The sequence below is a fragment of the Nocardioides sp. GXQ0305 genome (genome assembly GCF_050880345.1).
Taxonomy (GTDB): domain Bacteria; phylum Actinomycetota; class Actinomycetes; order Propionibacteriales; family Nocardioidaceae; genus Nocardioides.
Map to the genome: position 1 here is coordinate 179,973 of NZ_JBNYXG010000007.1, position 20,397 is coordinate 200,369.

Below are 20,397 nucleotides of genomic sequence, written 5' to 3' on the forward strand. Positions count from 1 at the left end.
AGCTCGTGGAGGTCGAGCGTGCTCCCGGACCCGCCGAGGCCACATCCGGGAGTGCCCGGTGGTCGCCCCGGAGACCGGTGTCGGGGTGCGGTCAGTCGTCGGGGTCGTCGAGCCTGGCCAGCCAGGTCGCGAAGCGCTCCGTGGCCGTCTCGAACTCCGGGTGGAGGTCGGTGAACTCCTGGAGGCGCTCGGCGATCCACTCACACGTGACGACCTCGTCGCCCCGGCGCTTGACGAGCTCCTCGAGCCCGCGGTCGGTGAAGTACATCAGTAGTCGGTGCCGTCACCCTCGTCCGGCGAGGCGAAGGCCCGGTCGAGGAGCGCCTTCTGCTCCTCGACGTGGCGCTTCACGGTGCCGACCGAGGGGGACGAGGACCCCGCGCGGGTGACCGGCTCGACGTGCCGGCCGAGGGCCGGCCAGACGTTGAGCGCGTAGTGCGGCCACGGGCCCATGTTGCGGGGCTCGTCCTGCACCCACCGGATCGCCTTGAGGTTCGGGAGGCTCTCGACGTAGTCGTGGATCTGCTCGGTCGGTCGCGGGTAGAGCTGCTCGACCCGCGCGATCGCGAACTTCTCGCCGTCGTCGCGCTTCCCGCGCTCGACCATCAGGTCCCAGGTCACCCGGCCCGAGCACAGCAGCAGCGTCTCGATCTCCGCGGGGTCGGCCTGGTCGTCGGTGATCAGCGCCCGGAACTCCCCGTTCGTGAAGTCGGAGGGCTGCGAGGCGGCCTCCTTGCGCTTGAGCATCGACTTCGGCGAGAAGACGATGAGCGGTCGGTGCTCCTCGCCGAGCGAGTGCTGTCGCAGCATGTGGAAGTACGACGCGGGCGTCGACGGCTGCGCCACCACGAACGCGTCCTCGGCGGCCATGGTCAGGAACCGCTCGATCCGGGCCGAGGAGTGGTCGGGGCCCTGCCCCTCGTAGCCGTGGGGGAGCAGCATGACCACGCCCGACTGCTGGCGCCACTTGGTCTCGCCGGCGGTGATGAACTCGTCGATGACGATCTGGGCGCCGTTGACGAAGTCGCCGAACTGGGCCTCCCAGATCACCAGCGCGTCGGGCCGGGCGACCGAGTAGCCGTACTCGAAGCCGAGGGCGGCGTACTCGGAGAGCAGCGAGTCGTAGGCGAGGAACTTCGCCTGGTCCTCGGTGAGGTTGCTCAGCGGCGTCCACTCGTCGGCGTTGGTGCGGTCGATGATCGTCGCGAACCGCTGCACGAAGGTGCCCCGCCGCGAGTCCTGCCCGGCCAGCCGCACCGGGCGGCCCTCCATCAGCAGCGACCCGAAGGCGAGGATCTCGCCGGTGCCCCAGTCGATCGGCCCGTCGGTCATCGCCGCGGCCCGGCGCTGCAGCTGGGGCATCACCTTCGGGTGCACCGTGAAGCCGTCGGGCGGCGTGACGTAGGCGTCGGCGATCCGCTTCAGGACCTCGCTGCTGACTGCCGTGGTGGCGGTGCCGGTCTGCTTCTCCGGGTAGTCGGGGACGGTCATCCAGTCGTCCGGCGCATCGGTCGTGGCCTCGCGCACCTCGGTGAAGACCCGCTCCAGCTGCTGCTGGTAGTCCTTGAGGACCTGCTCGGCCTCCTCGATGGTGATGTCGCCACGACCGATCAGCGACTCGGTGTAGAGCTTGCGCACCGACCGCTTCTGCTCGATCAGGTCGTACATCAGGGGCTGGGTGTACGACGGGTCGTCACCCTCGTTGTGACCGCGCCGGCGGTAGCACACGAGGTCGATCACGACGTCCTTCTTGAACTGCTGACGGTAGGCGAAGGCCAGGCCCGCGACCCGGATGCAGGCCTCGGGGTCGTCGCCGTTCACGTGGAAGATCGGCGCCTGGACCATCCGCGCCACGTCGGTGCAGTAGAGCGAGGAGCGCGACGCTCCCGGCGAGGTGGTGAAGCCGACCTGGTTGTTGACGACGACGTGGATCGTGCCGCCGGTACGGTAGCCGCGCAGCTGCGACAGGTTGAGGGTCTCGGCGACCACGCCCTGACCCGCGAACGCCGCGTCACCGTGGACCAGCAGCGGCAGCACCGGGAACTCCTCGCCCCGGTCGAGCACGTCCTGCTTGGCGCGGGCGATGCCCTCGAGCACCGGGTTGACGGCCTCGAGGTGGGAGGGGTTCGCGGCCACCGACACCTTGATCCGGTCGCCGTGCTCGGAGATGAACTCGCCCTCGGCGCCGAGGTGGTACTTCACGTCGCCGGAACCCTGCACGGTGCGGGGGTCGATGTTGCCCTCGAACTCGCGGAAGATCTGGGAGTACTTCTTGCCGACCACGTTGGCCAGCACGTTGAGCCGGCCGCGGTGGGCCATGCCGATGGTGACCTCCTCGAGCCCGGCGCCGGCGGCCTCCTCGCAGATCTCGTCGATCAGCGGGATCGTGGTCTCGCCGCCCTCGAGGGAGAACCGCTTCTGTCCGACGAACTTGGTCTGCAGGAAGGTCTCGAAGGCCTCGGCCTGGTTGAGCTTGAGCAGGATCCGCAGCTGCTCCTCGCGCGGCGGCTTGGTGTGGGGCTGCTCGACCCGCTGCTGGATCCAGCGGCGCTGCTCGGGGTCCATGATGTGCATGTACTCGATGCCGGTGGTGCGGCAGTAGGAGTCGCGCAGGATCCCGAGGATGTTGCGCAGCTTCATGAACCGGCGGCCCTCGCCACCGAACGACCCCGTCGCGAACTCGCGGTCGAGGTCCCACAACGTCAGGCCGTGCGACTCCACCTCGAGGTCGGGGTGGCTGCGCTGCCGGTACTCCAGCGGGTCGGTGTCGGCCATCATGTGGCCGCGGACGCGGTAGGCGTGGATCAGCTCGAGGATCCGGGCCTGCTTGGAGATCTCGTCGTCGTGGGAGGTCGCGATGTCGCGCGCCCAGCGGATCGGCTCGTAGGGGATCCGGAGGGAGCGGAAGATCTCGTCGTAGAAGTCCTGCTCGCCGAGCAGCAGGCCGTGCAGCCGCTTGAGGAACTCACCCGACTGGGCGCCCTGGATGACGCGGTGGTCGTAGGTCGAGGTCAGCGTCATGACCTTGCTGATCCCGTTGCGGGCGATCGCCTCCTCGGAGGCGCCCTGCCAGTCGGGCGGGTAGTCCATCGCGCCCACGCCGAAGATGGCGGCCTGGCCCGGCATCAGCCGGGGGACCGGGTGGTTCGTGCCGAGGCCGCCGACGTTGGTGAGGCTGACCGTGGTGCCCTGGTAGTCGTCCATCGTCAGCTTGTTGTCGCGGGCCTTGCGCACGATCTCCTCGTACGCCGTCCAGAACGCCGCGAAGTCCATCGTCTCGCAGCCCTTGATCGAGGGGACGACGAGCTGGCGGGTGCCGTCGGACTTCTGCTGGTCGATGGCGAGCCCGAGGTTGACGTGGGCCGGGGTGACCAGGTGGGGCTTGCCGTCCTTCTCGGCGTAGGAGCTGTTCATCTCGGGCATCGTCCGCAGGGCCTTGACCAGGGCGTAGCCGATGATGTGGGTGAAGGACACCTTGCCGCCGCGGGCGCGGGCCAGGTGGTTGTTGATGACCGTCCGGTTGTCCCACAGGAGCTTGACCGGCACCGACCGGACCGAGGTGGCGGTCGGGACGCTCAGCGAGGCGTCCATGTTCTTGGCAGTCGCGGCGGCGATCCCCCGCAGCGGGGTGAACGTCGGCTCGTCGGTGGCCTTGCTGGTGGGCTGCGGCGAGGGGTCCTTGGCGACCGGCGCCTTCTGGCTGGCGCTGGGCGTCTCGGCGGCGGCGCTCTCGGGGCGCGGCCGGGCGACCGGCTTGGTCGACGCGTCGGCCTTCGGCTCCGCGGGCTTGCGCTCGGTCGGCTTCTTCTCCTCGGCCGGCTTCTTCTCGTCGGGCGACTTCTTCTCCTCGGTGGCCGTCTGCTGCTTCGGCGCCTGCTGCGGCTTCGGCGCCTGCTGCGGCTTCGGCTCCGGCTCCGCCGCCTTGGCCTCGGTGGAGGAGGGGGTGCTGCCCGCGCCGTTCCCGCCCGCCGTACCGTTGTCGGCGAAGTAGCGCACCCACTCGGGAGCGACGCTCTTCGGATCACGCTGGTACTGCTCGAACATCTCCTCGACGAGCCACTCGTTGGCCCCGAAGTCGGTGGAGGTCTCGGAGGACTGGTTGCCAGGGGACTGCGGCACGGTCGCTTTCGCCTCTTCCGGATATGCGCGCGCGGATGTCGGTGCCTCAAGGCTAGTCCCACACGCACACAAATGCGCAGCCGCGTCCCGCCCGTGCGGCAGGCTGTGGCCCGACACACGACCGAGGGAGTACGAAGCCCATGAGAAGCGTCCTCAGACCCCGACCGGGGACCCGACTTCTCGCCCCCGCACTGGTCCTCGTGGTGGGCCTGCTGGCGAGCGGGTGCAGCGGCGACGGGGACGGCGACGCCGGCCCCGACCAGGCCGAGCCGAGTGCGGCGCCCACCCTCGAGATCGAGCCGGTCACCGAGCTCGGCCGGGTCACCGGGAGGCTGCCCCGCAAGGACGCCCGGGTCGTCGAGGAGCGGGTGTCGCGGATCGCCGTGCGCTGGCTGACCGACGCCTACGTCGGCGGCAGCTACCCGAGGGGGGCGTTCGACAACTCGTTCGCGGACTTCAGCCGGGGGGCCCGCGCCGCGGCCCGCGGCGACCTGCGGGTGATGTCCAACGCCGACATCGGCAAGGGGGTCGACGCGGTCACGCCGACCAGGATGGACGTCGAGGTCGACGTCCTCGCCGTCGGGAAGCGGCCGGTGGGTTCGACTGCCCACGTGCTCACGACGTTCCGGACCGAGGGCGACCAGCGGGGTCGCTACCGCGTGTCGGGGCGGCTGCTGCTCACCAAGGACGGCGGTCGCTGGACCGTGTTCGCCTACCACGTCAGCAAGGGAGGCCGCTGATGCTGCGACCCGGACTGCGACACCGACCCTTGCAGCGGGTGGTCCGGACCGTGCTGCTCGGCCTGGTGCTCGGCCTGGTGGCCGTCACCGTCCCTGACGGCAGCGTCCGGGAGGCCGAGGTCAGCCTGACCGACCTGCGCATCGCCGAGGGGGTCGACCTCGGCGACGACGTGATCTGGATCCTCACCGTCGGCTCCGACGCCCGACCCGGCCAGGACATGACCCGCAGCCGGGGCGACGCGATCCAGATGGTCGGCATCAACACCCGGACCGGCGCCGCCACGGCCATCGGGATCCCCCGCGACTCCTGGGTCCCCATCCCGGGCCACGGCAGCAACCGGGTCAACGCGGGCCTCTACTTCGGCGGGCCTCGGCTCATGGGGCAGACGGTCGGCAACCTGGTCGGCGTGCAGCCCGACTACGTGATGGTCACCCGGTTCCCCTTCTTCGAGAACATGGTCGACGACATCGGCGGGATCTACGTCCACAATCCCCGGCGGTTCAGCGACCCCTACCTCAAGCCCAAGGGTTTCGCCGCCGGCAAGATCAAGCTGAACGGCTACTCCGCGATGGCGTTCTCACGGATCCGCAAGGGCCTCGCCGGCGGCGACTTCGACCGCTCGGCCAACCAGCAGCGGACGCTGCGCGGCATCCACGCCCGGATCCGGGCCCGCGCCGACGAGCCGGGCTTCATCGAGCGGGGCGTGATGACGGTGTTGCGCAACACCGACACCAACGCCTCGCCGGCGGGGCTGTTCGAGCTCGCCCAGGCGGTCGCGCAGGTCCAGCCCTCCAGGATCACCAGCTGCGTGGTCGACGGCCGGATCGGCAGTGTCGGGGGAGCGAGCATCGTCTTCCCGAACGTCGGCCAGGCCCGCCGCTACGGCGACGCCGCGCGCCGCGACGCCACCATCAGCAACTGCTGAGAAGTCGAGTTGGGCTTGGCTCGCGGTCGAGTTGGGCGTCACTCGCGAGCGAGTCGGGCACGAATCCGGTGCCAGTGTGAGCGAAGCCCAACTGAACGGCGAGGGACGCCCAACTCGACGAAGTTTTTGAGCGCCTCCGGCAGGATTCGAACCTGCGGCACCTGGTACCGGAAACCAGTGCTCTATCCCCTGAGCTACGGAGGCTCGGTGCGGGATGACCATACATGCGGCGATCGGCCGGGTCACAACCGAGGAGGGGGGTCGCTCCGGGCCTGCTCACGCAGCACGTTCTTCTGGATCTTGCCCGTCGAGGTCCGGGGCAGCTCGCCGCGCACGAACCACCGGGGCACCTTGAACGACGCCAGCTGCTGACGGACGTGGTCCGACAGCGCCTCGTCGGAGACCTCGGCCCCCTCGCGGAGCGAGACGTGGGCCAGCGGGAGCTCTCCCCAGCGGTCGTCCGCGACCGCCACGACGGCCGACTCGACCACGTCGGGGTGGGAGTCCAGGACCCGCTCGACCTCGACGGAGGAGATGTTCTCTCCGCCGGAGATGATCACGTCCTTGCTCCGGTCACGGATCTCGACGTACCCGTCCGGGTGCACGACGGCCAGGTCGCCGGTCCGGAACCACGCGCTGTCGTCGACGGGGTCGGTCCACGTGGCGGCGCGGGTCGCCTCCTCGTCGCGGTAGTAGCCGAGCATCACGTCGTTGCCGCGGGCCAGGATCTCGCCGGTCTCCTCGCCGTCCTCGGCGACGTCGGCGTCGTTCGTCGGGGACACCACCCGGAGGCGCTCGGCCACCACGTTGCCCACGCCCTGGCGTGCCTTCAGCGCGGCCTGCTCGGCGTCCGGGAGGTCGGTCCACTCGGGGTGCCACTGGTTGACCGCGATCGGTCCGTAGGTCTCGGTGAGCCCGTACAGGTGGGTGACGTCGAGGTCCAGCGCCGCCAACCGGCCCAGCAGCGTCGGTGAGGGAGGGGCGCCGCCGGTCTGCACCTCCACCCGTCGGCCCACCGGCCCGTCCGAGGCCGCGTCGGCGCCCACGATCATGGTCAGCACCGTGGGGGCCGCGCTGAGGTGCGTGACCCCGTCGTGGCGCAGGTGGTGCCAGATCCGTTCCGGCTCCACCCTGGGCAGGCACACGTGGACACCGCCGGCGGCGGTCACGGCCCACGGGAAGCTCCAGCCGTTGCAGTGGAACATCGGCAGCGTCCACAGGTAGCGGCTCTCCGGGCCGAGCCCGGCGTGGTGGGCCATCGCGAGCGCCTGGAGGTAGGCGCCCCGGTGGCCGTACATCACGCCCTTGGGGCGACCGGTGGTGCCGGAGGTGTAGTTGAGGGCGAGCAGTCCGTGCTCGTCGGGGCACGGCACCGCGAGCGGCTCGGCGGCCTCGAGCTCGCGCTGGTACTCGTCCGGGTCGCCACTGGCGATGAGCAGCGGCAGGCCGGCGGCCTCGCTCACCTCGCGGGCCACCTCGTCCAGGGCCTCGTCGGCCACGATCAGCGAGGCGCCGGAGTGGTCGACGATCCACCGGAGCTCGAAGGGGGAGAGGCGGACGTTGAGCGAGACCAGCACCGCTCCTGCCCACGGGACGCCGTGGTGCATCTGGAGCATGGTGAGGCTGTTCGTGCACAGGGCGGCGACGCGGTCGCCGGGACGGACGCCGCGGGCCCGCAGGGCGCCGGCCAGCCGGCGGGAGCCGTCGGCCAGCTCGCGGTAGGTGAGCCGGCGCTCTCCGTCCACGACGGCGAGCCGGTCCGGGAACACCCGCGCCGACCGGGTCAGGAAGGCGGTCGGGGTCAGCGGCTCGGCGCTGAACGTGGTCATCGGCTGCTCCCCTCGGTGGGGCGGGGACTCGGTCGGAACCGTAGCGCCGGAGCGGGTCTCCGTGCAGGCCACGCCCGCGGATAGGCTAGGCAGGTGACCCCCGCCGAGCTGTCCGCCGCCGTCGTCCGCGTCCTCGCGTCGCTCGTGGACGACGGGACGATCACCCTGCCCGCCGGCGTACCGACCGAGGTGAAGGTGGAGCAGCCGCGCGACAAGGGGCACGGCGACTACGCCACCAACGTCGCGATGCAGCTGGCGAAGCAGGCGGGGATGCCGCCGCGGGAGCTCGCCCAGCTGGTCGCCACCGGGCTGGAGCAGTCCGACGGCATCGCCGCGGCCGAGGTCGCGGGACCGGGCTTCCTGAACGTCACGGTGGCGGCCGGGGCCCAGGGCCGGGTGGCGGCCGACATCGTCGCCGCCGGTGCGGCGTACGGCCGCAACAGCCACCAGGCCGGCGAGCGGGTCAACGTCGAGTTCATCTCCGCCAACCCCACCGGCCCGATCCACCTCGGCCACACCCGCTGGGCGGTGCTCGGCGACGCGATCGCCCGGGTCCTCGAGGCGGCGGGCGCCGCGGTCACCCGTGAGTTCTACATCAACGACCGGGGCACCCAGATGGAGCACTTCGCGGCCTCGCTCGAGGCCCGGGCGCTGGGGCAGGACGTCCCCGACGACGGCTACCGGGGCGAGTACGTCGTCGCCCTCGCGCAGCGGATCGTCGCCGACGACCCCGCGATCGTGGACCTGCCCGAGGAGGAGCGCCGGGTCGCCTTCCGGGAGGCCGGCTACGCACTGCAGCTGCAGGAGCAGAAGGAACAGCTCGCCGAGTTCCACACCCACTTCGACGTCTGGTTCTCCGAGCGGAGCCTCCACGACAACGAGGACGTCGTGGCGAGTGTCGAGAAGCTCCGCTCGCAGGGCCACCTGTACGACGCCGACGGCGCGCTGTGGATGCGCACGACCGACTTCGGCGACGACCGCGACCGGGTGCTGATCCGGACCAACGGGCAGCTGACCTACTTCGCCTCCGACACCGCCTACTACGTCAACAAGCGGGAGCGTGGCTTCGACCGGTGCATCTACCTGCTGGGGGCCGACCACCACGGCTACGTCGGACGACTCAAGGCGATGGCCGCGTGCGCCGGCGACGACCCCGACCGGACCATCGAGGTGCTGATCGGCCAGCTGGTGAAGATCATGCGCGGCGAGGAGGAGGTGCGGCTCTCCAAGCGCTCGGGCCAGATCGTCACCCTCGGCGAGCTGGTCGACCTGATCGGCGTCGACGCGCTCCGCTACTCCCTCGCCCGCTACCCGGCCGACTCGCCCCTGGTGCTCGACGTCGAGGAGATCACCCGGGCCTCGAGCGAGAACCCCGTCTACTACGTCCAGTACGGGCACGCCCGGACCTGCCGGATGATGGAGAACGCCGCCGACCTCGGCATGTCCGTCCCGGACGCCGACTCCTTCGACCCCTCGCTGCTCACCCACGAGCGCGACCGTGAGCTGCTGCGGGCTCTCGCGGAGTTCCCGCGGGTCGTGGCGTCCGCCGCCGAGCTGCGCGAGCCCCACCGGATCGCCCGCTACCTCGAGGACACCACCGCGGTGTTCAACAAGTGGTACGACACCAAGGAGTGCCGGATGCTGCCCCTGGGCGACGAGCCCGTGGCGCCGGTCAACGAGGCCCGGCTGATGCTGGTCGTCGCCAGCCGCACGGTGCTGGCCAACGGCCTCGACCTGCTCGGTGTCACCGCGCCCGAGCGGATGTAGCGGGGACCGGTACCACGATGCCCACCTCCCACCCGTCCGGTTGGGCGCACGCCGACGGGGCCCTCCGGGGTCCGCACTGGTTGCGCGAGCCCGAGGACGCCGACGCGCTGGTGCCCCAGCTCTGGTCGACCACGGCCCGGAAGGTCGACGGCGTGCTCCACGTCGGCGGGCGCGCCGTCCCCGACGTGGTCGCCGACGTCAACACTCCGGCGTACCTGCTCGACGAGGACGACTTCCGGGGCCGGGCGCGCGCGTTCCGGGAGGCCTTCGCGGACTACGACGTCTACTACGCCGGCAAGGCCTTCCTCTGCACCACCGTGGCCCGCTGGGTGGCCGAGGAGGGGCTGCTCCTCGACGTGTGCACCGGCGGTGAGCTCACGGTCGCCGAGCGCGCGGGCGTCGACCCGGCGCGGATCGGGTTCCACGGCAACAACAAGTCCCACGCCGAGCTGCGACGTGCCGTCGTCGCCGGTGTCGGGCGGATCATCGTGGACTCCTTCCACGAGATCGAGCGGCTGGCGGAGGTCACCCGCGAGACCGGGCGCACGACGTCGGTCATGGTCCGGGTGACCGCCGGGGTGGAGGCCCACACCCACGAGTACATCGCCACCGCCCACGAGGACCAGAAGTTCGGCTTCTCGATCACCGGCGGTGACGCCCTGGAGGCGGTACGCCGGGTGCTGAGCGAGCCCGGCCTCGACCTGCGTGGCCTGCACTCCCACATCGGCAGCCAGATCTTCGACTCCTCCGGGTTCGAGGTGGCCGCACGGCGGGTGCTGGCGCTGCACGCCCGGGTGGCCGACGAGCTCGGCGTGACCATGCCCGAGCTCGACCTCGGCGGCGGGTTCGGCATCGCCTACACCACTCAGGACGACCCGTCCGACCCGGCGCAGCTGGCCACCGAGATCACCAAGATCGTCGACGGCGAGTGCCGCGCGCTCGGCATCGAGCGGCCGCGGCTGTCCGTCGAGCCGGGACGCGCGATCGTCGGGCCGTCGATGTGCACCGTCTACACGGTCGGCACCGTCAAGGAGGTCGCGCTCGACGGAGGCGCCCGGCGTACCTACGTCTCGGTCGACGGCGGGATGAGCGACAACATCCGGACGGCGCTCTACGACGCCGACCACTCCTGCACACTGGCCTCGCGCCGCTCCGCGGCCGCCCCCGTGCTGACGCGGGTGGTGGGCAAGCACTGCGAGGCGGGCGACGTCGTCGTCCGGGACGAGTTCCTCCCGGGCGACGTGGCGCCCGGCGACCTGGTGGCGGTCCCCGGAACGGGGGCCTACTGCTGGTCGATGGCCTCCAACTACAACCACCTCCTGCGGCCGCCGGTGGTCGCGGTGCGGGACGGCGAGGTGCACGTGATCGTGCGGCGCGAGACCGAGGACGACCTGTTGGCCACCGACATGGGAGCAGACCAGTGAACGAGAGGCCCCTCAAGGTCGCGGTGCTCGGCTGCGGCTCGGTCGGGTCGCAGGTGGTGCGGCTGCTGCTCGAGCAGTCCGGCGACCTGGCGGCCCGGGTCGGGGCGCCGCTGGAGCTCGCGGGCGTCGCCGTCCGCCGGCTCGACGCACCGCGCGAGGTCGAGGTGCCCGACGGGCTGCTGACCACCGACGCGCACGGTCTGGCCACCCGCGCCGACGTCGACGTGGTGGTCGAGGTGATCGGGGGCATCGAGCCGGCCCGCGGCCTGATCCTGGGCGCGCTCGAGAGCGGCGCGGCCGTGGTGACGGCCAACAAGGCGCTGCTCGCCGCCGACGGTCCGACGCTCTACGAGGCGGCCGACAAGGCCGGCCGCGACCTGTTCTACGAGGCTGCGGTCGCCGGGGCGATCCCGATCCTGCGGCCGCTGCGCGAGTCGCTGGCCGGTGACCGGGTGACCCGGGTCCTCGGCATCGTCAACGGCACCACCAACTTCATCCTGGACCGGATGGACACCTCGGGCGCCGGGTTCGCGGAGGCCCTGGAGGAGGCCCAGGAGCTGGGGTACGCCGAGGCCGACCCCACGGCCGACGTCGAGGGCTTCGACGCCGCCGCCAAGGCCGCGATCCTCGCGAGTCTCGCGTTCCACTCCCGCGTCACCGCCGACGACGTCCACCGCGAGGGGATCTCGGAGGTGACCGCGGCCGACGTCGCCTCGGCCCGCGAGATGGGGTCGGTCGTCAAGCTGCTGGCGATCGCCGAGCTGCGTCGCGACGGTGCGGGCGCGGAGGCGGTCGCCGTTCGGGTCCACCCGGCGATGATCCCCGCCGACCACCCGCTCGCGTCGGTCCGCGAGGCGTTCAACGCGGTGTTCGTGGAGTCCGAGGCCGCCGGTCAGCTGATGTTCTACGGCCCCGGCGCCGGCGGGTCGCCGACGGCGTCGGCGGTGCTCGGCGACCTGGTGACGGTCGCCCGCAACCGGCTCTCGGGGCGCAGCGGACCCGGGGAGTCGGCGTACGCCGACCGGCTCGTGCTGCCGATGGGGGAGACCCTCACCCGCTACCACGTCGCGATCGACGTCGACGACCGCGCCGGAGTGCTCGCGTCGGTGGCGCTCACCTTCGCCGACCACGACGTCTCGATCCAGACCGTCAAGCAGGAGGGGCGCGGCGAGGACGCCCAGCTCGTCGTCGTCTCCCACACCGCCACCGACGCCCAGCTCGCCGCCACCGTCGAGCAGCTGCGCACGATGGAGGCCGTGCACGACGTGACGTCGGTGATGCGGGTCGAGGGAGACCCGGAGTGACCCACCAGTGGCGCGGCGTCGTCGAGGAGTACCGCGACCTGCTCGACCTCCCCGCGGGCGTCGAGGCGGTCACGCTGCGCGAGGGCGGCACGCCGCTGGTCCACTCCGGCTGGCTGTCGGGGCTGACGGGCGGCGAGGTCCACCTCAAGGTCGAGGGAGACAACCCCACCGGCTCCTTCAAGGACCGCGGCATGTCGGCGGCGATCTCGGTGGCCCGCCACGAGGGCACCGAGGCCGTCGTCTGCGCCTCGACCGGCAACACCTCGGCGTCGATGGCGGCGTACGCCGCCAAGGCCGGGCTGACCCCGCTCGTCCTGGTCCCCGAGGGCAAGATCGCCGCCGGCAAGATGGCGCAGGCCATCGTCCACGGCGCCCGGATCATCATGGTCCGGGGGAACTTCGACCACTGCCTCCAGATGGCCCGGGGGCTCTCGGAGAACTATCCGGTGGCGCTGGTCAACTCGGTCAACCCGGTGCGGCTCGAGGGCCAGAAGACCGCCTCCTTCGAGATCGTCGACTTCCTCGGTGACGCCCCCGACGTGCACGTGCTCCCGGTGGGCAACGCCGGCAACATCTCGGCGTACTGGCTCGGCTACCGGCAGTACGCCGACCTCGGCCACGCCACCCGCCGGCCGGTGATGCGGGGGTTCCAGGCTGCGGGGGCGGCCCCGCTGGTCCACGGCGAGCCGGTCGCGGAGCCGGAGACGCGGGCGACCGCGATCCGGGTCGGCAACCCGGCGTCGTGGACTCTCGCCGTGGCCGCACGGGACGAGTCCGGTGGCCGGTTCGCGGCGGTCACCGACGAGCAGATCCTGGCCGCCCAGCGTGAGCTGGCGTGTCGCGACGGCGTCTTCGTCGAACCTGCCTCGGCCGCGGGCGTGGCCGGACTGCTGCAGGACCTCGGCCAGGGCGGGTCGTACGCCGGCCTGCGGGTGGTCGTGACGGTCACCGGACACGGCCTCAAGGACACCGCCACCGCTCTCGAGGGGTTCGGCGGCCTCGTCGACACCGTGATCGACCCCGACGTCGACGAGGCGGCGCGCGCCGCGGGACTTGCCTGACATGACCTTCGTCGACGGCCCGGTCGAGGTCACCGTCCCGGCCACCTCTGCCAACCTCGGCCCCGGCTACGACGCGCTCGGGCTCGCCGTCGGGCTGCGGGACCGCCTGGTCGGGCGGATCGCCGGTGTCGGCACCGTCGTCGAGGTGTCCGGCGAGGGTGCTGCCGAGGTGCCGCGCGACCAGACCCACCTGGTCGTCCGGGCGATGCACCTGGCCTTCGACGAGATGGGGGAGCGGCCCCCCGGACTGCGGCTGACCTGCCACAACTCGATCCCGCACGCGCGGGGCCTGGGCTCCTCCTCCGCCGCGATCGTGGGCGGGATCGCGCTCGCGAGGGGGCTGGTCGCCGGCGGAAGCCTGCTGCTCGACGACGACGCGGCGTTCCGGCTCGCCGCCGGCCTCGAGGGCCACCCCGACAACGTGGCTCCGGCCTGGTACGGCGGGTTCGTGGTGAGCGGCCGCGACGACGACGGTGCCTTCTGGGCGGTTCCCTCGTCGGTGGACCCGAGGGTCTCCGCCGTGGCCTTCGTCCCGCCGAGCCGGGTGTCGACCGAGGAGGCGCGCCGGTTGCTGCCGGCGACCGTGCCGCACGCCGACGCAGCCGCCAACGCCGGCCGCGCGGCGTTGCTGGTCTCGGCCCTCGCCGGCCGACCCGAACACCTGCTCCGCGCGACCCGGGACCTCCTGCACCAGGACTACCGGCGGCCCGCGATGCCCGCGAGCCTCGACCTGGTCGAGTCGCTGCGGACCCGGGGGATCGCGGCCGTGGTGTCGGGAGCCGGTCCGAGCGTGCTCGCGATGTGCGCCGAGTGCGACGTCGACACCCTGGTCGCCGCGGCACCTGACGGCTGGCGCGCCCTGCCGCTCGAGGTCGAGCGGCACGGCGTCCGGGTGAGCAGCTGAGGAGAACTGCAGCGCGCACCAGTCGGTCGCCGGGTTGCTGCGACGCCGCGCGAACGCGGTGCTACCCTGAAGAAGCGCCGTCGATCTCGGCGTGCACCTGCCACGGACTTCTGGCAGTCCCTGACACCTCGTCACAGACCGCCAGTCGTCCCTGCGGGTGTGACCCTTCCTCGCCCGGCACGGCCCGCCGTGCCCGCGCCGATGCGCTCCCACGAGCAGCACCTCGGGCCGGGGAAGCCTGACCGAAGCCCGATCCCGTACGGCGGATCGGCTGTGAAACGTGGGAAGGACCTCACGTGACCGAGACCCTCGACTCCACTTCGGCTGCCCCGGACGCCGGCTCGGCCGCTCCGAAGAAGCGCAGCGGTGGACTCAACTCGATGCTCATCGCCGACCTGAAGGCGATGGCCGGCGGCCTCGGCATCTCCGGCGCCGGCTCCATGAAGAAGGCCGAGCTGGTGAGCGCCATCAAGGCCGCCCAGAGCGGCGGCAGCGCGAAGGTCGGCGGCCGACCCGACCGCGGGCAGCAGCGCGACGCCCAGGACAAGAACGCCCAGGACAAGGGCGCGCAGGACACGAACGCCCGCGACAAGGGCAAGGCCAAGGGCCAGGACAAGGGCCAGGACAAGAACGCCGGCGACCGGGACGACACGCGCGACGACGGCCAGCGCTCCGAGCGCCAGGACCGCGGCGACCGCAGCCAGAACACCCAGGCCCGGGACCGCGACCAGCACCGCGACCGCCAGCAGGGCCAGAACCAGCAGGGCCAGAACCAGCAGGGCCAGAACCAGCAGAACCAGGGCAGCAAGCAGGACAACCGCCAGGACTCCGGGTCCAGCCGCAGCAGCCGCCGCCGGCGTGGCCGTGACCGCAGCCGGGGCTCCAGCGGGAGCGGGCAGCGCAGCGAGCCGGACACCACCGTCCTCGACGACGACGTGCTGCTCCCTGCGGCCGGCATCCTCGACGTCCTCGACAACTACGCCTTCGTCCGCACCAGCGGCTACCTCCCGGGTGCCGACGACGTCTACCTGTCGCTGTCCATGGTGCGGAAGTACGGCCTGCGTCGCGGGGACGCGGTCGTCGGGCAGGTGCGTCAGCCCCGCGAGGGCGAGCGCCGCGAGAAGTTCAACCCGATGGTCCGCATCGACAGCGTCAACGGGGCCGACCCCGAGGCGGCGCGGACACGCGTGGAGTTCGCGAAACTCACGCCGCTCTACCCGAGCGAGCGGCTGCGGCTGGAGACCGAGCCCGGCAACCTGATCGGCCGCGTCATCGACCTGGCCTCGCCGATCGGCAAGGGTCAGCGCGGTCTGATCGTCTCGCCCGCCAAGGCCGGCAAGACGATGATCATGCAGTCGATCGCGAACTCGATCACGACCAACAACCCCGAGTGCCACCTGATGGTCGTCCTGGTCGACGAGCGCCCCGAGGAGGTCACCGACTTCGAGCGCTCGGTCAAGGGCGAGGTCATCTCGTCGACGTTCGACCGGCCGGCCAGCGACCACACCACGGTCGCCGAGCTCGCCATCGAGCGCGCCAAGCGGCTGGTCGAGCTCGGCCACGACGTCGTGGTGCTGCTCGACGGCATCACCCGGCTCGGCCGCGCCTACAACCTGGCAGCGCCTGCGAGCGGCCGGATCCTCTCCGGCGGTGTCGACTCCGCCGCGCTCTACCCGCCCAAGCGCTTCTTCGGGGCCGCGCGCAACATCGAGAACGGCGGCTCGCTCACCATCCTCGCCACCGCGCTCATCGAGAGTGGCTCGAAGATGGACGAGGTGATCTTCGAGGAGTTCAAGGGCACCGGCAACATGGAGATCCGGCTGCGCCGCGACTTCGCCGACAAGCGGCTGTTCCCGGCGATCGACGCCGTCCAGTCCGGCACCCGCCGCGAGGAGCTGTTGATGTCGAAGGACGAGATGGCCATCGTGTGGAAGCTGCGCCGGCTGCTCGCCGCTCTCGACGGCCAGCAGGCCCTCGAGCTGCTGCTGGAGCGGCTCAAGAAGTCGCAGACCAACATCGAGTTCCTCATGCAGGTGCAGAAGACGACCCCCAGCACCCAGGACGAATGATCTGGCGCATCTTGCGCACCTGCCGGGCCGGCGGCGGATACGCTGTTCCGGACCCCCCAGAGGAGTGAACGTGGCCAGGATCCTTGTCGCGGACGACGACGTCGACATCCGCGAGCTCGTTGAGTTCAAGCTCTCGACCATGGGACACGACATCGTGGCCGTGGGCGACGGCGCTGCCGCCATCGACGCGTGCATGGCCGACAAGCCCGACCTCGCGGTCCTCGACGTGATGATGCCGGGCGTGTCCGGCCTCGACGCGATCCGTGCGATCCGGGCGGAGCCGGCCCTGGCCGACCTGCCCGTCATCCTGCTGACGGCGCGAGCCCAGGAGTCCGACGTCGAGACCGGCTTCGACTCCGGCGCCGACGACTACATCACCAAGCCCTTCAGCCCGCGCGAGCTGGCCTCCCGGGTGCAGGCCCTGCTGTCCCGTTCACGATGACGGTCGGTCACATCGGCTACTGGGCCGCTGTGACCATCGGTCTCGGTTGCCTCGTCGTCATCGCCTTGCTCGTCGCGGTGCGGCTGCACGCCGACCGCAGGGAGCGGCGGACGCGGGAGCTGCGGACGCCGCTGTGGCGGGTCGTGCTGACGCTGAGCGCGGGCGAGCCCGACGAGGTCGACGCCGCATCCCGGCGACTCCTGTCGCTGACACCGGCGGAGCGGGCTGCGATCGAGGACGATGCCTTCGCGCTGGTGCCGAAGCTGCGCGGGGACGCACGTCAGCGGGTGCGGGAGGTGCTCCGGGCATGGGGGTCGGTCGACCAGGCCCGCAACTCCACGACCAGCGGGTCACCGGTGCGCCGGGCCCGTGGCTACTACCGACTGGGTGTGCTGGCGCTGCCCGAGCGCCGGGACGACGTCCTGGCCGGCCTGCACGACCGTGACTTCACCGCCCGGCGTACGGCGATGCTCGCCCTGGCGAGCTTCCCCGAGCACGACGTGATCGAGCAGATGCTGCTCGCGGCGACGGTCGAGCCCCGACTGCGCCACGACTTCCTCGCGGCGATCGACCAGGTCGGCAGCCCGGCGGCCGCGGTGATGGTCGAGCACCTCCGCGCGCCGACCTCCGACCACCCGGACCGGGAGCGGCGGCTGGCGGCAGAGGCGGTGGGACTGGTGGGCGAGATCGACGCGGTCTCCTCGCTCGAGGGCTGCCTGGTCGAGGACGACGAAGAGCTGCGGATCGCGGCGCTGCAGGCGCTCGGCGAGCTGGGGTCACCGAGCTCGCTCATCGTCATCACGGCGCAGCTGGGAGCCTCGTCCCGCGACGTCCGGCAGTCCGCGATGGAGGCTGCCGGGCAGATCGGCGGGTCCTCCGGGCTGATGGTGCTGACGATCGGCCTGGGGGACGAGGACGTCGAGGTGGCTCGCGCCGCCGCCGGCGCGCTGCGACGTGCAGGCGGGTCCGGATACGCCATCCTCGGCTCGAGCCCGGCGCCCGTGGCGCGCGAAGCGCTCGCGCTCTCTGCGCTGCGAGCGTCGACGTGAGCACCCTCGTCCACGGCGTGGTCTTCTGGCTGACCATCGGTATCGCCGTCTACTCGGTCCTCATCAACCTCAGCTTCGTGCTGCTCACGGCCCTGGCCATGGGCGACCTGGCGGGCTACCGGCGCCGCCTCGAGTACGCCGGCTACGACCAGTGGTTCCTCGACCCGAACGCCCGCGGGGTCTCGGTCCTGATGCCGGCCTACAACGAGTCGGCGACCATCGTGCAGTCCGTGCAGGCCATGATCTCCCTGCGCTACCCCGACTTCGAGGTCGTGGTGATCGACGACGGGTCCAGCGACGACACCCGCGAGAAGCTGGTCCGCGAGTTCGACATGGCCCCGGTCCCGCTGGTGCCCAGTGGTCAGATCCCGATGACGGGGGTGGTCGAGCAGGCCTACGTGAGCCGCCGCGGGGCCCACAACCTGGCGTTGATCGCCAAGACCAACGGCGGCAAGGCGGACGCGCTCAACGCGGGGATCAACTACGCGCGCAAGGAGCTGGTCTGCATGGTCGATGCCGACTCGCTGCTCGACCCGCAGGCGCTGCTCAACGTGGCCCGTCCCTTCGCCGACAAGCCCGGCGAGGTGGTGGCGGCCGGTGGTGTGGTCCGCGTCGCGAACGGGTCCCGCGTCGAGCGCGGCCGCGTGACCTCCCTCCGGATGCCGCGGCGCTGGCTGGCCCGGATCGCCGTCGTGGAGTACCTCCGCGCCTTCCTCATCGGCCGCTCGGGCTGGTCCCGGCTCGGCGGGCTGCTGATCATCTCGGGGGCGTTCGGCGTGTTCCGCAAGGACGTCCTCCAGTCCGTCGAGGGGATGTCGGTCAACAGCATCGGCGAGGACGCCGAGCTGGTCGTCCGGATCCACCGGATGCTGGGCGACGAGGGGCGCGAGGGCGAGGTCGTCTTCGTCCCCGAGCCGGTGGCGTGGACCGAGGTCCCGGAGACCCGCGCGATCCTGCGCAAGCAGCGCCGCCGCTGGCACCGCGGCCTGGCCGAGATCTTCCTGCGCCACCGGTCGATGATGTTCCGGCCGCGCTACGGGGTGATCGGCAACGTCACCATGCCCTGGTTCTTCGTCTTCGAGCTGATGGCCCCGGTCGTCGAGGTGCTGGGCGTGCTGTGGTTCTTCGTGCTGCTGCTGTTGCTGGCGACCGAGGGGTGGTTCCCCCAGTTCGAGGGACTGGTCGATCCGCAGATCGTGGTGCTGCTGATCGCGGCCTCGGTGCTGTTCGCTGTGTTCGTGACCTTGATCGCGCTGCTTGCCGAGGAGCTGTCGTTCCGCCGCTACCGAGGCCTCCCGGACCTGCTCCGGGCGGTCTGGGCGGCGGTCGAGGAGAACTTCGGCTACCGCCAGCTGAACGCGTTCTGGCGCCTGGGGGGTCTGGTCGAGGCGGTGCGCGGCACCCGCCACGACTGGGGCGAGATGACCCGCCAGGGCTTCGAGCAGGAGACGCGATGACGGTCGTGACGCTGGGGCCCGAGCAGGTGCGCGCGGCGGTGCCGATGGCGGACGCCGTCGCGGCGGTACGCCGCGCGTTCGTCGACCTGGCTGCCGGGCACTTCGAGATGCCGACCCGGACCGCGCTGCGCGACGGCCAGCTCCTCGACATGGCCTGTCACCATCGCCCCTCGGGGACCGCGGTCTTCAAGCTGCTGAGCCTGAACTTCGCGGGCCGGGACCCCGCCATCCTCGGATCGGTGGTGTGGAGCGACGTCGAGGGGAGCGACCAGCTGGTGGCCGACGCCACGGTCGTGACCACGCTGCGCACCGGGGCGGTCTCGGGCGTGGCCACCGACCTGCTGGCCCCGCCGGACGCGCGGCGGCTGGTGGTCGTCGGCACCGGTGCGCAGGCGCCCGACCAGGTGCGGGCCGTGCACGCCGTACGCCCGCTCGAGTCGGTGACCCTGGTCGGCCGAGACCGGGGCCGGGCCGAACGGCTGGCGGGTGTGCTGGCCGATGAGCTCCCCGGCGTGGAGGTGACGGCGACCACCGACCCGGGCCCGGCGCTGGCCCGGGCCGAGGTCGTGTGCTGCGCGACCACCGCCACGGAGCCGCTGTTCGGCCTCGACGACCTCCCCGACCGGGTCCACGTCAACGCCATCGGGTCCTACCGACCCACCATGCGGGAGCTGCCCGACGAGCTGTTGGGCGACGGCCTGGTGGTGGTCGACGAGCGGGGCGCGATCCTCGAGGAGGCGGGGGAGGTGCTCCACGCCATCGACGCCGGGGTGCTGACGATCGACGACACCGTCGAGCTCGGCGTCGCCCTGACCGGGGGCGTCGAGCCGACCCCGCGCACGACGTTCAAGTCCGTCGGCGTCGCCGCCCAGGACTGGGCCGTCGGGCGGCTGCTGGCCGACGCGTTCCTCGAGTGAGGGCTGAGGCCCAGCAGCGCACGGGTGTTCGAGACACGTGGCCCGGGCTCGGGGAACACCACGATTGCGTCCGGTGTTCAGTTCGGTGGCACACTGTGGCCACGTTCCGGTTCCGGTTCACGCCCCCGTCCGACGGTGGCGACCCGGCGACCACGAGAGAGGACACCATGAAGAAGGACATCCACCCGGACTACGTGACGACCGAGGTCACCTGTACCTGCGGCAACACGTTCACCACCCGCAGCACCGCGGCCAACGGCGTCATCCACGCCGACGTCTGCTCGCAGTGCCACCCGTTCTACACGGGCAAGCAGAAGATCCTCGACACCGGCGGCCGCGTCGCCCGGTTCGAGAAGCGCTACGCCCAGGCGGGCAAGGACAAGAAGTAG

Annotated in this window: 16 protein-coding genes and 1 tRNA gene; 13 read left to right on the forward strand and 4 right to left on the reverse strand. The window is 71.6% G+C overall.

Annotated elements, in window-relative coordinates; translation table 11 throughout:
• Nucleotides 1–91: 91 nt before the first annotated feature.
• On the reverse strand, nt 92–268 hold the full coding sequence (locus ACQ1X7_RS17635; RefSeq protein ID WP_432479534.1) for a DUF6104 family protein: 177 nt from the start codon (nt 266–268) through the stop codon (nt 92–94).
• Nucleotides 268–4,119, reverse strand: coding sequence for a multifunctional oxoglutarate decarboxylase/oxoglutarate dehydrogenase thiamine pyrophosphate-binding subunit/dihydrolipoyllysine-residue succinyltransferase subunit (locus ACQ1X7_RS17640; protein WP_432479535.1), 3,852 nt, complete (start codon nt 4,117–4,119; stop codon nt 268–270). The genes ACQ1X7_RS17635 and ACQ1X7_RS17640 overlap by 1 nt, the downstream gene beginning before the upstream one ends.
• 140 nt (nt 4,120–4,259) lie before the next feature.
• Here ACQ1X7_RS17640 and ACQ1X7_RS17645 point away from each other — a divergent pair, with 140 nt between their 5' ends.
• Both ACQ1X7_RS17645 and ACQ1X7_RS17650 read left to right on the forward strand, forming a co-directional pair.
• Complete coding sequence (locus tag ACQ1X7_RS17645; RefSeq protein ID WP_432479536.1) at nt 4,260–4,859, forward strand: hypothetical protein; 600 nt, start codon at nt 4,260–4,262, stop codon at nt 4,857–4,859.
• Entirely contained in the window at nt 4,859–5,785 is a 927-nt protein-coding gene (locus tag ACQ1X7_RS17650; protein WP_432479537.1) for an LCP family protein, read from the forward strand. Before ACQ1X7_RS17645 ends, ACQ1X7_RS17650 begins: the two co-directional genes overlap by 1 nt.
• A gap of 131 nt (nt 5,786–5,916) precedes the next feature.
• Here ACQ1X7_RS17650 and ACQ1X7_RS17655 read toward each other — a convergent pair.
• Nucleotides 5,917–5,989, reverse strand: a tRNA-Arg gene (locus ACQ1X7_RS17655).
• Nucleotides 5,990–6,027: 38 nt separating this feature from the next.
• Nucleotides 6,028–7,614, reverse strand: coding sequence for an AMP-binding protein (locus ACQ1X7_RS17660; RefSeq protein ID WP_432479538.1), 1,587 nt, complete (start codon nt 7,612–7,614; stop codon nt 6,028–6,030).
• Between the two features lie 93 nt (nt 7,615–7,707).
• Between ACQ1X7_RS17660 and argS the strand changes: the two genes are divergently transcribed.
• From argS to rpmE, 11 genes are all read left to right on the forward strand, one after another.
• Nucleotides 7,708–9,381 (forward strand): arginine--tRNA ligase, encoded by a 1,674-nt coding sequence (argS, locus tag ACQ1X7_RS17665; RefSeq protein ID WP_432479539.1) that lies wholly within the window; start codon nt 7,708–7,710, stop codon nt 9,379–9,381.
• Nucleotides 9,382–9,398: 17 nt separating this feature from the next.
• Complete coding sequence (lysA, locus tag ACQ1X7_RS17670; protein WP_432479540.1) at nt 9,399–10,805, forward strand: diaminopimelate decarboxylase; 1,407 nt, start codon at nt 9,399–9,401, stop codon at nt 10,803–10,805.
• Entirely contained in the window at nt 10,802–12,109 is a 1,308-nt protein-coding gene (locus ACQ1X7_RS17675) for a homoserine dehydrogenase (RefSeq protein WP_432479541.1), read from the forward strand. The genes lysA and ACQ1X7_RS17675 overlap by 4 nt, the downstream gene beginning before the upstream one ends.
• Nucleotides 12,106–13,170, forward strand: coding sequence for a threonine synthase (gene thrC / locus ACQ1X7_RS17680; protein ID WP_432479542.1), 1,065 nt, complete (start codon nt 12,106–12,108; stop codon nt 13,168–13,170). Before ACQ1X7_RS17675 ends, thrC begins: the two co-directional genes overlap by 4 nt.
• A gap of 1 nt (nt 13,171) precedes the next feature.
• Complete coding sequence (gene thrB / locus ACQ1X7_RS17685) at nt 13,172–14,074, forward strand: homoserine kinase (RefSeq protein WP_432479543.1); 903 nt, start codon at nt 13,172–13,174, stop codon at nt 14,072–14,074.
• A gap of 404 nt (nt 14,075–14,478) precedes the next feature.
• Nucleotides 14,479–16,143, forward strand: a complete 1,665-nt coding sequence (gene rho / locus ACQ1X7_RS17690) for a transcription termination factor Rho (RefSeq protein ID WP_432479584.1) — start codon at nt 14,479–14,481, stop codon at nt 16,141–16,143.
• A gap of 70 nt (nt 16,144–16,213) precedes the next feature.
• Nucleotides 16,214–16,585: a response regulator transcription factor gene (locus ACQ1X7_RS17695; protein WP_432479544.1), complete on the forward strand. Its 372-nt coding sequence runs from the start codon at nt 16,214–16,216 to the stop codon at nt 16,583–16,585.
• Entirely contained in the window at nt 16,582–17,634 is a 1,053-nt protein-coding gene (locus ACQ1X7_RS17700; protein ID WP_432479545.1) for a HEAT repeat domain-containing protein, read from the forward strand. The genes ACQ1X7_RS17695 and ACQ1X7_RS17700 overlap by 4 nt, the downstream gene beginning before the upstream one ends.
• Entirely contained in the window at nt 17,631–19,091 is a 1,461-nt protein-coding gene (locus ACQ1X7_RS17705; protein ID WP_432479546.1) for a glycosyltransferase family 2 protein, read from the forward strand. Before ACQ1X7_RS17700 ends, ACQ1X7_RS17705 begins: the two co-directional genes overlap by 4 nt.
• Nucleotides 19,088–20,008: an ornithine cyclodeaminase family protein gene (locus tag ACQ1X7_RS17710; RefSeq protein WP_432479547.1), complete on the forward strand. Its 921-nt coding sequence runs from the start codon at nt 19,088–19,090 to the stop codon at nt 20,006–20,008. The genes ACQ1X7_RS17705 and ACQ1X7_RS17710 overlap by 4 nt, the downstream gene beginning before the upstream one ends.
• Nucleotides 20,009–20,175: 167 nt before the next feature.
• Complete coding sequence (gene rpmE / locus ACQ1X7_RS17715) at nt 20,176–20,397, forward strand: 50S ribosomal protein L31 (RefSeq protein ID WP_432479548.1); 222 nt, start codon at nt 20,176–20,178, stop codon at nt 20,395–20,397.